The sequence below is a fragment of the Sphingomonas sp. BL2 genome (assembly GCF_056680015.1).
In genome coordinates this window covers 906,608-919,405 of record NZ_CM155261.1, presented here as the reverse complement: position 1 = coordinate 919,405, position 12,798 = coordinate 906,608, and the positions used below count along the sequence as shown (strand labels likewise).

At 65.8% G+C, this 12,798-nt stretch carries 12 protein-coding genes; 7 read left to right on the top strand and 5 right to left on the bottom strand.

Features of this window, described 5'->3' with window-relative positions:
- Positions 1–77: 77 nt before the first annotated feature.
- Positions 78–1,274 (bottom strand): thiolase family protein, encoded by a 1,197-nt coding sequence (locus tag AC1ME3_RS04100; RefSeq protein ID WP_480954970.1) that lies wholly within the window; start codon positions 1,272–1,274, stop codon positions 78–80.
- Between the two features lie 123 nt (positions 1,275–1,397).
- Here AC1ME3_RS04100 and AC1ME3_RS04095 point away from each other — a divergent pair, with 123 nt between their 5' ends.
- Positions 1,398–2,186 (top strand): enoyl-CoA hydratase/isomerase family protein, encoded by a 789-nt coding sequence (locus AC1ME3_RS04095; RefSeq protein ID WP_480954969.1) that lies wholly within the window; start codon positions 1,398–1,400, stop codon positions 2,184–2,186.
- Between the two features lie 80 nt (positions 2,187–2,266).
- Here the strand turns inward: AC1ME3_RS04095 and gorA are convergent, their stop codons facing one another.
- The 3 genes from gorA to pgi all read right to left on the bottom strand — a co-directional run bounded on the left by gorA (position 2,267) and on the right by pgi (position 5,742).
- Positions 2,267–3,640, bottom strand: a complete 1,374-nt coding sequence (gene gorA, locus AC1ME3_RS04090; protein WP_480954968.1) for a glutathione-disulfide reductase — start codon at positions 3,638–3,640, stop codon at positions 2,267–2,269.
- 106 nt (positions 3,641–3,746) lie between these two features.
- Positions 3,747–4,124, bottom strand: a complete 378-nt coding sequence (locus AC1ME3_RS04085; protein WP_480954967.1) for a DUF4174 domain-containing protein — start codon at positions 4,122–4,124, stop codon at positions 3,747–3,749.
- A 127-nt stretch (positions 4,125–4,251) separates the two neighbouring features.
- On the bottom strand, positions 4,252–5,742 hold the full coding sequence (gene pgi / locus AC1ME3_RS04080) for a glucose-6-phosphate isomerase (RefSeq protein WP_480954966.1): 1,491 nt from the start codon (positions 5,740–5,742) through the stop codon (positions 4,252–4,254).
- A 125-nt stretch (positions 5,743–5,867) separates the two neighbouring features.
- Here pgi and lepB point away from each other — a divergent pair, with 125 nt between their 5' ends.
- The 3 genes from lepB to era all read left to right on the top strand — a co-directional run bounded on the left by lepB (position 5,868) and on the right by era (position 8,506).
- The gene (gene lepB, locus AC1ME3_RS04075) at positions 5,868–6,677 is read left to right on the top strand and encodes a signal peptidase I (RefSeq protein ID WP_480954965.1); all 810 of its coding nucleotides are present in this window, start codon (positions 5,868–5,870) and stop codon (positions 6,675–6,677) included.
- On the top strand, positions 6,674–7,336 hold the full coding sequence (rnc, locus tag AC1ME3_RS04070; RefSeq protein ID WP_480954964.1) for a ribonuclease III: 663 nt from the start codon (positions 6,674–6,676) through the stop codon (positions 7,334–7,336). The genes lepB and rnc overlap by 4 nt, the downstream gene beginning before the upstream one ends.
- Positions 7,337–7,588: 252 nt before the next feature.
- A complete protein-coding gene (era, locus tag AC1ME3_RS04065) occupies positions 7,589–8,506 on the top strand; it encodes a GTPase Era (RefSeq protein ID WP_480954963.1) in 918 nt (305 codons plus the stop codon).
- Between the two features lie 176 nt (positions 8,507–8,682).
- Here era and AC1ME3_RS04060 read toward each other — a convergent pair whose 3' ends face one another.
- Entirely contained in the window at positions 8,683–9,384 is a 702-nt protein-coding gene (locus AC1ME3_RS04060; RefSeq protein WP_480954962.1) for an NAD-dependent deacylase, read from the bottom strand.
- A gap of 204 nt (positions 9,385–9,588) precedes the next feature.
- Between AC1ME3_RS04060 and AC1ME3_RS04055 the strand changes: the two genes are divergently transcribed.
- The 3 genes from AC1ME3_RS04055 to AC1ME3_RS04045 all read left to right on the top strand — a co-directional run bounded on the left by AC1ME3_RS04055 (position 9,589) and on the right by AC1ME3_RS04045 (position 12,789).
- Positions 9,589–10,383, top strand: coding sequence for a hypothetical protein (locus tag AC1ME3_RS04055; protein WP_480954961.1), 795 nt, complete (start codon positions 9,589–9,591; stop codon positions 10,381–10,383).
- A gap of 217 nt (positions 10,384–10,600) precedes the next feature.
- A complete protein-coding gene (locus AC1ME3_RS04050; RefSeq protein ID WP_480954960.1) occupies positions 10,601–12,118 on the top strand; it encodes a fumarate hydratase in 1,518 nt (505 codons plus the stop codon).
- Complete coding sequence (locus AC1ME3_RS04045) at positions 12,115–12,789, top strand: hypothetical protein (protein ID WP_480954959.1); 675 nt, start codon at positions 12,115–12,117, stop codon at positions 12,787–12,789. The genes AC1ME3_RS04050 and AC1ME3_RS04045 overlap by 4 nt, the downstream gene beginning before the upstream one ends.
- Positions 12,790–12,798: the final 9 nt, after the last annotated feature.

The following is a 12,798-nucleotide window of genomic DNA, read 5'->3' as shown; positions in this document are numbered from 1 at the left end:
CCCATCGGGGAGAGGGAAGGGGCCCGCGGCGTCTTCGCCGTGGGAAGGGTGAAGGCACGCCCAGACCGGCGCCGGCGTCAAACGATCTCGAACAACCCCGCCGCGCCCATGCCCCCCGCGGTGCACATCGACACCACGACATAGCGCACCCCGCGCTTGCGCCCCTCGATCAGCGCATGCCCGACCAGCCGCGACCCCGTCATCCCGAACGGATGCCCCACCGCGATCGCGCCGCCGTTGACGTTGTACTTCTCCGGATCGATCCCGAGGAAATCGCGACAATAGAGGCACTGCGACGCGAACGCCTCGTTCAACTCCCACAGCCCGATGTCACCAACCGCCAATCCCGCCCGCTCGAGCAGTTTAGGAATCGCGAAGATCGGCCCGATCCCCATTTCCGCCGGGCTGCACCCCGCCGCCTGGAACCCGCGATAAATGCCCAGGATGTCCTTGCCCTCGGCCTCGGCCGTCCTGCGGTCCATCAGCAACTGCGCCGACGCGCCGTCCGACAGCTGGCTGGCATTGCCCGCAGTCACGCTCGATCCCGGCCCGGAAAAGTCGCCGCCCGGCCACACCGTCTTCAGCCCGCGCAATCCCTCCAGCGTCGTCCCCGCGCGAATACCCTCGTCCTGCGACAAGGTGACGCTCTCGATCCCGGCATGCGCGCCCTGCTTGTCGTAGAGTGCCTTCTCGACCGTGATCGGCACGATCTCCTCTGCAAATGCTCCGCTCGCCAGCCCCGCGGCAGCGCGCTGCTGGCTCATCGCGGCGTATGCGTCCTGCGCCTCGCGGCTGATCCCGTATTTCTCCGCGACGATCTCCGCGGTCTCGATCATCGGGATATACGCCGCGGGCTCCTTCGCCACGACGCTCGCATTGACGTAGCGCGACGCGTCCTTCGTCACGGTATAGCTGATCGACTCCATCCCGCCGGCCAGCGCGACATCCGCCTCGTCGCACATGATCGTCCGCGCCGCGAGCGCCACCGCGGTCAGCCCCGACCCGCACTTCCGATCGAGCGTAAACGCCGGCACCGACTTCGGCAGCCCACCCGCAAAGATCGCCATCCGCCCGGCGTTGCCGCCCTGCGTACCCCATTGATTGCCGACACCCCAGAACACCTCGTCGATCCGCGCCGGATCTACCCCTGCGCGCTCGACCACCGCGTTCATCACATGCCCCGCCAGCACCGGCGCCTCGGTCGCATTGAACGCGCCCCGATACGCCTTGCCGATAGCGGTACGGGCGGTCGAGACGATGGCGGCTTCACGCATGCTGGAACCTTTCGAGGATCGGGTATGTAGATGATCTAGGCGGTGGCACGATCGTTTGAAAGTGCTTTGACGCTATCCGGCACGCACGCGGGCGGATATCGAGACGGCTTCGAGGAGAATGCAATGACCGATCAGGCTCGCATAAACGGCGTCGACGTCACCCGCGACGGCCACGTCGCGATAGTCACCTTCACGCGACCTCCGTACAACTTCGCCGATCTCGCGCTGATCGAGGCGATTGGTGCTGCGTTCGCCGCCGCGGATGCCGACCGCGACGTGCGCGCGATCGTCCTGCAATCCGAGGGCAAGGTGTTCTGTGCGGGCGCGGACCTCGTCAACGCCAATCCGGTTGCCGGGGACCGGACCGAGGGGGAACGCAACCCGTTCTACGTCGCCGCCGCCAAGCTGTTCGCGGTCGAGACGCCGGTCGTCGCCGCGATCCAGGGTGCGGCGGTCGGGGCAGGGCTCGGCCTCGCGCTCGTCGCGGATTTCCGCGTGGCCTCGCCCGAGGCGAAGTTCGTCGCCAACTTCGTCCAGATCGGCTTCCACCCCGGCTTCGGGATCTCCGCGGTGCTGGAGCGCGTGATCGGTCGCCAGCGCGCGCTGCTGATGGCCCTGACCGCGCGGCGTATCCGCGCCGAGCAGGCGGAGGCCTGGGGGCTGGCTGATGCAGTCGTTCCGGCGGACCGGTTGCGCGCGGAAGCGCTGTCGCTCGCAAGGGAGATCGCGGCCGGCGCGCCGCTCGCGGTCGGCTCGACGCGAAAGACGATGCGCGGAGACCTGTTCGCGCTGGTCCAGTCACAGACCGATCACGAACTCGCCGAACAGGCTTGGTTGCAGAAAACCAACGACTTCGCCGAAGGTGTCCGCGCCGTCAGCGAGAGGCGGCCGGGAAATTTTACCGGCACCTGAAACGTGTTCCCCCGCGAAGGCGGGGGCCCAGACTGGGCTATCGCCTTCGCGGTAGAACAAGCCTTAAGCGGGGTCGAGCCCTACTTCATCAGTACAAGCTCTTCCGCCATCGTCGGATGCAGCGCAACGGTTGCATCGAAATCGGCTTTGGTCAGCCCCGCCTTCACCGCCACCGCAGCCGATTGCAGGATCTCCGGACAGTCCGGCCCGATCATGTGGATGCCAACCACCCGGTCGGTCTCGCCATCGCAGATCATCTTGTACAGCGACCGCTCGTTGCGGCCCGCCAGCACGTTCTTCATCGGCCGGAAGTCGCTCGAATACACCCTGACCGAGCCGAGTGCTTCCCGAGCCTGCGACTCGGTCATCCCGACACCTGCCATCGGCGGATGGCTGAACACCGCGGCGGGCACGTTGGCATAATCGACCCGCGTCGGCTTGTTGCCATAGAAGGTGTCCGCAAACGCCTGCCCCTCGCGGATCGCGACCGGGGTCAGCTGGATACGGTTGGTGACGTCGCCGACCGCGAAGATCGAGTCGCAGCTCGACCGATTATCCTCGTCGACGATCACCGCGCCAGCCGCGTCCATCTCGACGCCCGCGGTATCGAGCCCCAAGCCCTTCGTATTAGGCAAGCGGCCGGTCGCGAACATCACGAGGTCGACGACGATCGGCTCATGCCCGCTCATCTTGACCGTCAGGCAGCCATCCGAGTCTTTCTCGATGCTCTCGAACGCCGCGTTGAACCGAAAGTCGATGCCCTTGCTCATCGAGATCTGGAGCAGCCGGTCGCGGATCGATTCGTCATAGCCGCGCAGGATCACGTCGGTCCGGTTGACCAACGTCACGTGCGATCCGAACTGGTGGAAGATCCCCGCGAACTCGTTGGCGATATAGCCCGCGCCAGCGATCAGCACGCGCTTCGGCACGTCGTCGAGATGGAACACCTCATTCGAGGTGATGCCGTGCTCGGCGCCGGGGAACTCGGGCACCAGCGGATGCGCGCCGACCGCGATGAGGATCTTCGCCGCCGTCTTCGTGGTGCCGTCAGCGAGCGTGACTTCGTTCGGCCCGGAGACGACCGCACGCTGGTGGATGATGTCGACGTGATTGTTCTGCAGCGTGGTCGTGTAGGCGCCGTTGATCCGGTCGACCTCCTCCATCACGTTGTCGCGCAGCGTCGGCCAGCTGAACGCGCAGTCTTCCGGCACCTGCCAGCCGAACCGCTTGGCGTCCTTCAGATCCTCGGCGAAATGCGCGCCGTAGATCAGCAGCTTCTTCGGCACGCACCCGCGGATCACGCAGGTCCCGCCGACCCGGTACTCCTCCGCGACCGCGACGCGCGCGCCGTGCGCGGCGGCGACACGCGACGCACGCGTCCCGCCCGAGCCTGCGCCGATGACGAACAGGTCATAGTCGAATTGGGTATCGGTCACGGATGTGGTCTCGGTCACGGGCAGTCCTCGTAGGTCGCGCGCCGCGGGGCGGCTTTGCATGCCATCTGGGGCAGGGGGCGCGAGGCGGCAACCCCGACGCGGCGATCACGTTGATCGGCTCAGCCTATCGCTGCCCCGCCTTGCGCATCGGCATCGCGTCAATCGTCGCCTCCAGCGCCGCGGCCGGGAAGGGTTTGGCGCTACGCAGTTTCTCGCCGCCGTCCTTGCCGATCAGGATCGAGGTGAAGGTGGCGGGGAGGCGATATTTGCGGCGAAGCGCTGCGGCCGGATCGCTCGCGCCACGGACAGTGTCACCAACGATTTCGACGACAGTGAGGTCGCGGGCGGCGGCGCTGGTCTTCCAAGCGGTCAGGATACGACGTTGCTCGGCGAGTGCGGGATCATCAGCGGCCGGGGCAGAGACGATCAACACGCGCCGCTCCCACTTCATCTGCGCGATAGTATGCGAGGCGGCGAGCGCGACGGCGAGCATTAGCGGCATTGGGAGACAACGCCTCAACCCCTTTAGTTCTCCCGCGAAGGCGGGAGCCCAGGATCACAAGCGCTGTGGGTGGTATCCTGGGCCCCCGCCTCCGCGGGGGAACAAGAAAGAGGTTTCCCCTCGGAAATTATCCAAACGCGCGCTTGATCAGGTCGTCCGTCGAAGGATCGAACGTCTGTCCGCCCTTCTCCGCAGCCTTCGCCATTTCCTTGCCTAGCTCGACCCCGAACTGATCGAACGAATTGATCCCCAGCAGCACCCCGTTCACGAACACCCGGTGCTCATAAAACGCGATCAGCGCCCCCAGCGTCCGCGCATCCAGATCGTCCAGCAGCAACGTCGAAGACGGCCGATCGCCCGAATAGCTCCGCGCCGGATCCTCGACCTGCTTGCCCGCCATCAACGCAGCGCCCTGCGCAAACGCATTCAGCAACAGCGCACGATGATGCTCCTCGGGCAGCGTGTCACCCGGCTCGATCACCGCGATGAACTCGACCGGCACGAGATGCGTACCCTGGTGGAGCAACTGGAACACCGCATGCTGCGCCTCGGTGCCGACCCCACCCCAGGTTATCGCCGCCGACGGCCGCCCGAGCGGCTGCCCGTCGACCGTCACCGACTTGCCGTTCGACTCCATCTCCAACTGCTGCAGATAGCTCGGCAGCAACCGCAACCGCTCGTCATACGCGAACGGGGCGCGCGTCTCGGCATGGCGGATCTGCGTGTAATACAGGTCCGCGAACGCAGCGAGCGCCGGCGCGTTCTCGTGGAGCGCCGAAAGCCGGAAATGCCGGTCCATCTCGGCTGCCCCCTCGAGCAGTTCCTCGAACCGGTCCCAACCCAGCGCGATCGCCGCCGGGAAACCGATCGTCGACCACAGCGAATACCGCCCACCAACGCTCTCCGCAAACGGCAGGATACGCGTTTCGTCGACGCCCCATTCCATCGCCTTTTCGGGCGACGCGGTCAGCGCGATCACCCGGCCATAGGGGTCCTCGACATTATGCTCGGTCATCCACTGCAGCACGCTTTCGGCGTTCATCAGTGTTTCGGTCGTGGTGAACGTCTTCGACGCGACCACCAGCAACGTCGCCGCCGGATCGAACTTCGCGAACACGTCCTCCAGCGCCACGCCATCGACATTGGCGACGATCGCCACGTCATACCGCTTGTCGTCACGCCCCAGCGCATCGACCAGCAACTGCGGCCCCAGCGCCGACCCACCGATCCCGACATGCAGGATATGCCGCACCGGGCCGAGCGCCTCGGCCTCGATCGCGTCGATCAGAGTCCGCATCCGCTGATGGCTCGCCTGTGCGATCGCGACGCTCTCGGGCTTGCCCTCGCCGCGCTCGGCGGTGTGCTCGACCGCGCGACCCTCGGTGACGTTGACGACCTCGCCCGAGAACAGCGCCTGGCGCTTGCCCGACAGGTCCTGCGTCTTCGCCATTTCCTCGAACGCGGTGACCATGTCCGTCGTCAGGTGAGTCTTCGACCAGTCGAAGTGGATCCCCGCGACGTCGAGGCTCAGCTTCGAGAGACGCTCCGAGTCCGCTGCGAACAGGTCGGTCAGCTTGGTGGCGGGCAGGGCTTCGATCTTGGACCAGTCGGCGGTCATGCTGCTTCTCCGAATAGACGTGCGCGCCGGTCATGCTGCAAGCGCGAGACCGCGACAACGCTCTTTCGGTGACACGTATCCCGCACACGCTTGACGATAGGCGCAGGTTGAGCAAACCCGCGCACATGGCAAATGACGTTAAGACCAAACCCCAGCGCTCGGAAACCAGCGAAACGTTCCGCTTCCTGCTGAAGCTCGCGGTGGTCGTGCTGATCCTGCGCAGCTTCATCTTCGCGCCGTTCAGCATCCCGTCCGAATCGATGCTGCCCCGGCTGCTGATCGGCGACTATCTCTTCGTCTCGAAGTGGAACTACGGCTATTCGCGCTGGTCGCTCCCCGCGGGCATCCCGCTGATCCCCGGCCGTATCTTCGGCAGCACGCCGACCCGCGGCGACGTCGTCGTCTTTCGCGCGCCCGAAGTGCTCGACCACGACGTCATCAAGCGCGTCATCGGCCTCCCCGGCGAGACCGTCCAGATGCGCCAGGGCACCGTCTACCTCAACGGCAAGGCGATCCCGAAGCTCCGCATCGCCGACTTCACGATCCCGCTGACCGAGAATTTCAACGCCGAGAAATGCGGCGCGCCGTACGTCGACGTGGTCGCGAACGTCCAGATCTGCCGTTACCCGCGCTTCCGCGAAACGCTTCCCGGCGGGCGCACATACGAAGTCCTCGACCAGGCCGAACTCCCCGACCGCGACGATACCGGGCTCTACACCATCCCCGCCGGCCACATCTTCGTGATGGGCGACAACCGCGACGACAGCGGCGACAGCCGATTCCCCGCGCCGCAGGGCATGGGCTACGTCCCGCTCGAGAACGTCGAGGGCAAGGCGGTCGTCAACTTCTTCTCGACAGACGGCGATGCCGAATGGTTGAAGCCGTGGACCTGGGTCAGTGCCGCGCGCTGGAGCCGTATCGGGGAAGGCTTTTGAGCGACCTCGCCGGCTGGCTGAAGACGCTCTTCGGCCGCGCACCGACCAACCTCGCCCCCTATGAGCGCGCGCTGACGCACGGCAGCCAGGCCGCGGCGAACTACGAGCGACTCGAATTCCTAGGTGACCGCGTCCTCGGCCTGATCATCGCCGAGTGGCTGTACGAACTGTTCGCCACAGACCCCGAGGGTTCGCTGTCGAAACGCCTCAACGCGCTCGTCACCGGCCCGGTCTGCGCCGACGTCGCGCGCGAACTCGGCGTCCGCGCGCACCTCAAACTCGGCAAGCAGGCCCGCGACGACGGCGCCAGCGACAGCGACAACGTGCTCGGCGACGTAATGGAGGCGCTGATCGGCGCGTGGTACCAGGAAGCCGGCCTAGACGCCGCGCGCAAATTCGTCCGCGGTGCCTGGGGGGATCGCGTCCAAGCCGGCGCAAAAGCCCCGCAACACCCCAAGTCGGCCCTCCAGGAATGGGCCGCCGCGCACAACCGCAAGCCCCCCGAATACACCATCGTCGAACGTACCGGCCCCGGCCACGCACCCAAGTTCACGATGCTCGTCTCGGTCGGCAAACTCGCCGAAGCGACCGCAATGGGCTCCAGCAAACAGGAAGCCGAAACCGCGGCGGCCAAGGCACTGCTCGAGAAGCTCGGCTGAGAAGGCAGTTTTGTTCGCGCGAAGGCGCAAAGGCGCGGAGGGGTTTCGAGCGGTAATCAGGTCTCGCCCCAAACGGCTCCGAGATATTCGGCGGCGCATAATTACGACGCGTACGAGCCCCAGCCACACCACCTCCGCGCCTTTGCGCCTTTGCGCGAACAAAACTGCCTTCTTCGACCTTCTCGCGACGCGATGACGGACGGCCATTTTCCCTGTACAGCCGAACGCAACACCAGTTCGAAAAGAGCATATGTGACTGAAACGAATACCAAGCCCGATACCAAGCATTGCGGCCTAGTCGCCATCGTCGGCGCGCCGAACGCGGGCAAGTCGACGCTCGTCAATGCGCTCGTCGGCCAGAAGGTCGCGATCGTCAGCCCAAAGGCGCAGACGACGCGTGCGAAACTGATGGGCGTCGCGATCGAGGGCGAAACGCAGATCCTGCTCGTCGACACCCCCGGCATCTTCGAGCCCAAGCGCCGCTTCGACCGCGCAATGGTCGCCGCCGCCTGGGGCGGCGCGGAGGGCTCCGACATCATCGCACTGGTGGTCGACGCCAAGGGCGGGATCGGCGGCAAGGTCACGACGATCGTCGAGTCGCTGGTCGGCCGCACCGAGCCGATCTGGCTGATCCTCAACAAGGTCGATCTCGCTGACAAGACCAAGCTGCTGATCCACGCCGAGAAACTGAACGCGCTGCTCCCGTTCGCCGAGACGTTCTTCATCAGCGCCGGCACCGGCGACGGCCTCGCCCACTTCAAGACTCAGCTCGCCAAGGCAATGCCCGAAGGCCCGTGGCATTACCCTGAAGACCAAGTCTCCGACTCAACCGAGCGCGCGCTGGCATCCGAAGTCACGCGCGAGCAGCTGTACCTCCAGCTCCATGCCGAACTGCCCTATGCGAGCACGATCGAGACCGAACAGTATATCGAACGCCAGGACGGCAGCCTCGAAATCCACCAGCAGATCCTCGTCGAACGCCCGACGCAGCGCGCGATCGTGCTCGGCAAGGGCGGCGTCCGCATCAAGGAAATCGGCGCCCGCTCCCGCATCGAACTCTCCTCGATCACCGGCAAGCCCGTCCATCTCTACCTGCACGTGAAGGTCAAACCCGGCTGGGACGAAGACCGCGAAGTCTACCGCGACATGGGTCTCGACTGGGTCGACTGACCTCAACCGGGAGAACAATCTTCCGTCGGTTACGAGGCGCGCCGAAGCCACCAGCCCACCACCACCCCGGCGAAGGCCGGGGCCCAGTTGGGGGACGGTCGTCACGACTGACAGCGCTCCGTTACTCAGACCTTCCCAACTGGGCCCCGGCCTCCGCCGGGGTGGATGCCAGGTACCTAGCCCAACATCTCATCAACCCAAGCCGGCACCAAGACCCCCGCCGCCCCGATCCGCGTCTGCTCGAAAAACATGCTCCCCATCGACGGATCAAGGTTCAGCTCCAGCGTCCGCGCCCCGTGATACGCCGCGGTCTGCACGAACCCCGCCGCCGGATACACCGCGCCCGAAGTCCCGATCGACACGAACAGATCCGCCATCGCCAACGCCGCCTCGATCCGCTCCATTTGGTACGGCATCTCCCCAAAGAACACGATGTCCGGCCGCAACGCCGCCGCCCCGCACGCGCCGCAGACCGACCCCTCCGGCAACAACGCCCCGAACCAAGGCTCGCGCGCCCCACAAACGGCACACAGCGCCGACAGCAACTCGCCATGCATATGCAGCATCCGCGTCGCCCCCGCCCGCTCATGCAGGTCATCGACATTCTGCGTGACGATCAGCAACTCGCCCTTCCAAGCCGCATCCAGCCGCGCCAGCGCGTGGTGTGCGGCGTTAGGCTCGACCGTCGCCAGAGCCGCGCGCCGCAGATCGTAGAACCGGTGCACCAGTTCCGGATCCGCCGCGAGCGCCTCGGGTGTGCAGACGTCTTCGACACGGTGCCCTTCCCACAAGCCACCCGGTCCGCGAAACGTCGCGATCCCGCTTTCCGCTGAAATGCCCGCCCCGGTCAGAACGACAATATTTCTGATATCCTGCATCGCGACGATCTACGCCGTGCGTCGTGGCCCGGATAGTGGCCGTTGCGTCGAGATTCCGTCCATCTGCGTACGGGATAGCGCGATGCGCCCGGTTGCCGTCTCCCAGCGTTGAGCTACACCGACCAAGCCACCTTGGCCGCTGAAAACCCGATCGCCGAGGCCGTTGCGGCATCGCGCGCTCCGATACTCGAAGGATTCGATGCGATGTTGACGAAAAAGCTGATACTGCTGAGCGGTGTGGTTGCGGTCCTTGGCGGCTGTGGTCAGACGACTTCGACGGACTCCAACACCACGACCGCGAACATCGCCATGGGCAACACCAGCGCCGCGGCGAGCGCGACCCCGGCGGTCAACCGGGTCCGCGGCGTGATCACCGCGATCGGCGCCGACGCGCTGACCGTCCAGACCTATGACGGCAAGTCGGCCACCGTGCCGCTCGACGCCAACACCAAGTTCGCCTGGGTCGTGAAGTCCGACCTGTCGACGCTCAAGGACGGCGACTTCATCGGCACCGCGACGACCGGTCCCGACGACGCCCTGCGCGCGGTCGAACTGGTGATCTTCCCCGAGGCGATGCGCGGCACGGGCGAGGGTCATTATCCCTGGGACGTTCCCGGCGCGGTCGCTGCTGCAGGCGGCGGTACGAGCGGCTCCAGCGCAATGACCAACGGCACCGTCGACGGGCAGAGCGCGATGACAAACGGCACCGTCGATGGCCAGAGCGCGATGACGAACGGCACGGTCGCGCAGCAGAGCGGCATGACCAACGGCACCGTTACCGGCGGGGTAGGCAAGCCCGGCGAGACCAAGCTGAGCATCTCGTACAAGGGCGGCAAGGCCCAGGTCGTCGTTCCCGTCGGCACGCCGATCGTCCGGTTCGAGCCGGCCCAGCGCACGGTCCTCGCCAAGGGCCAGAAGCTGTTCGCGATCGTTGCGACCGACTCCAAGGGCGCCAAGTCGATCGCCGTCGGCAAGGACGGCCTGACACCGCCGATGTAATACCACTAACACTCTGATATGAATAGGAAAGGTCGGGGTGGCGCTAAGGCCATCCCGACCTTTTCCGTTTGGTGGCATCGGATACGTGAGGGCATGTTGGTGTGACCTTATCGTGACCTTCGGCCGTTGGCGCTCCGGTCACCGCAACGACCCCGTCTTCAAAAATCGCACGATCGCCGCTAAGACGCTTGCAAACCTGTATCCGTAAGGGCGCTGCATGACCGTCATCACCGAAGCCGACCTGATCGAAAGCGTCGCCGACGCACTCCAGTTCATCAGCTACTACCACCCGATGGACTATATCCGCGCACTGGGCGTCGCGTACGAAGCGGAGCAATCGCCCGCCGCCAAGGATGCGATCGCGCAGATCCTCACCAACAGCCGGATGTGCGCGGAGGGTCACCGCCCGATCTGCCAGGACACGGGGATCGTCACGATCTTCGTCAAATGGGGCCAGGATTGCCGCCTCGACTCGACCCGCAGCTTGCAGGAAGTCGTCGATGAGGGCGTGCGAAAAGCCTATCTCAACCCCGAGAACAAGCTGCGTGCGTCGATCCTCGCCGACCCCGCCTTCACGCGTCGCAACACCAAGGACAACACGCCAAGCGTGATGCATGTCGAGATGGTGCCCGGCAACACCGTCTCGATCGACGTCGCGGCGAAGGGCGGCGGCAGCGAGAACAAGTCGAAGTTCAAGATGATGAACCCGAGCGATTCGATCGTCGACTGGGTGCTCGAGATGATCCCGCAGATGGGCGCCGGCTGGTGCCCGCCCGGCATGCTCGGCATCGGCATCGGCGGCACTGCCGAGAAGTCGATGATCCTCGCCAAGCAGTCGCTGATGGGCTCGATCGACATGGCGCAGTTGAAGGCGCGTGGCCCGAAGAACGATATCGAGGCGCTGCGGATCGAGATCTACGACAAGGTCAACGCGCTCGGCATCGGCGCGCAGGGGCTGGGCGGGCTTTCGACTATTCTCGACGTGAAGATCTTCGACTGGCCGACGCACGCCGCATCGAAGCCGGTGGCGATGATCCCCAACTGCGCCGCCACGCGCCACGCGCATTTCGTGCTCGACGGCTCAGGCCCGGTGTATCTCGAAGCGCCGAAGCTGGAGGAATGGCCCGACGTCAACTGGACGCCAGACAAGGCCGCGATCCGCGTCGATCTCGACACGCTGACGCCCGACGTCGTGCAGACGTGGAAGCACGGCGACCGCCTGCTGCTCAACGGCAAGATGCTGACCGGGCGCGATGCGGCGCACAAGCGGATCAAGGACATGCTCGATGCGGGCGAGCCGCTGCCGGTCAATTTCAAGGGTCGCGTGATCTATTACGTCGGCCCGGTCGATCCGGTCGGCGAGGAAGTCGTCGGACCTGCGGGCCCCACCACGGCGACGCGGATGGACAAGTTCACGCGGATGATGCTCGACCAGGGCCTGCTGGCGATGGTCGGCAAGGCGGAACGCGGCGGCGATGCGACCAAGGCGATCGCGGAAGCCAAGTCGGCGTATCTGATGGCGGTCGGCGGGGCGGCGTATCTGGTCGCGCGCGCGATCAAGGGATCGAAGGTCGTCGGCTTCGCAGATCTCGGCATGGAAGCGATCTACGAGTTCGAGGTCAGCGACTTCCCGGTGACCGTCGCGGTCGATTCTGCGGGCGAGAACGTCCACCAGCTCGCACCTTTAGTCTGGCGCGAGAAGATCGCGCGTGAGGGGTTGCTGAAGCCGGCATGACGACGCGCGCACGCAGAAGGGGGCATGGGTCCGTACGGTGGATCGTAGCCTTCCTACTTCTGCTTGCCTTCGCGGTCATCTACGCGCCGCAGTTGCTGGCGTTTCCGTATGAGCAGCGGATCGGCACCGTCACCGTCTATGCCGAGCGCCCGATCGATCCGCGGATCGCCAGCGAACTGGCGTGCGCGGAAGGGTTGCTGCGCGCCAGTCCGATCTACAGCGGGCCGCTCGATCGGTCGCTGTTCCTGACGGACGGTGGCTGGCGGTGGCGCCTTCTGGCCATCCAGTCGCCGGGCGCCTTCGCGTTCCGCCGGCCGTTCAGTTCGGCGATCGTCTTCAACCGCAGCGGCGTCGCCGCCGACCGCGTGACGAACGGTCGTGCGATCGGCGGCACTCGCACGCTGTCCGGCGTGATCGCGCACGAGACGACGCACATCATGATCGCCAACCATCTTGGCGAAGTGCGCAGTGCTATGCTCCCGACCTGGCAGCAGGAGGGGTATGCAGATCATGTCGCGCGCGAGAGCAGCCTGACGGACGCGGAGGCCGCACGCCTTCGCAAGACCGATCCGGCGGCGCCGGCACTGGTATATTACGATGCCCGCCGACGGGTCGCGGCGGCGTTGGGCGCCAAGCGCGGATCGGTCGACGCGTTCTTCGCGGGCGGCTGAACGATGCCG

Coding starts and splice junctions, on each gene's coding strand:
- AC1ME3_RS04060 (WP_480954962.1), bottom strand. CDS start 9,384: ATGCAGGATATCAGAAATATTGTCGTTCTGACCGGGGCGGGCATTTCA.
- AC1ME3_RS04045 (WP_480954959.1), top strand. CDS start 12,115: ATGACGACGCGCGCACGCAGAAGGGGGCATGGGTCCGTACGGTGGATC.
- AC1ME3_RS04050 (WP_480954960.1), top strand. CDS start 10,601: ATGACCGTCATCACCGAAGCCGACCTGATCGAAAGCGTCGCCGACGCA.
- AC1ME3_RS04085 (WP_480954967.1), bottom strand. CDS start 4,124: ATGCCGCTAATGCTCGCCGTCGCGCTCGCCGCCTCGCATACTATCGCG.
- lepB (WP_480954965.1), top strand. CDS start 5,868: ATGGCAAATGACGTTAAGACCAAACCCCAGCGCTCGGAAACCAGCGAA.
- pgi (WP_480954966.1), bottom strand. CDS start 5,742: ATGACCGCCGACTGGTCCAAGATCGAAGCCCTGCCCGCCACCAAGCTG.
- AC1ME3_RS04055 (WP_480954961.1), top strand. CDS start 9,589: ATGTTGACGAAAAAGCTGATACTGCTGAGCGGTGTGGTTGCGGTCCTT.
- AC1ME3_RS04100 (WP_480954970.1), bottom strand. CDS start 1,274: ATGCGTGAAGCCGCCATCGTCTCGACCGCCCGTACCGCTATCGGCAAG.
- AC1ME3_RS04095 (WP_480954969.1), top strand. CDS start 1,398: ATGACCGATCAGGCTCGCATAAACGGCGTCGACGTCACCCGCGACGGC.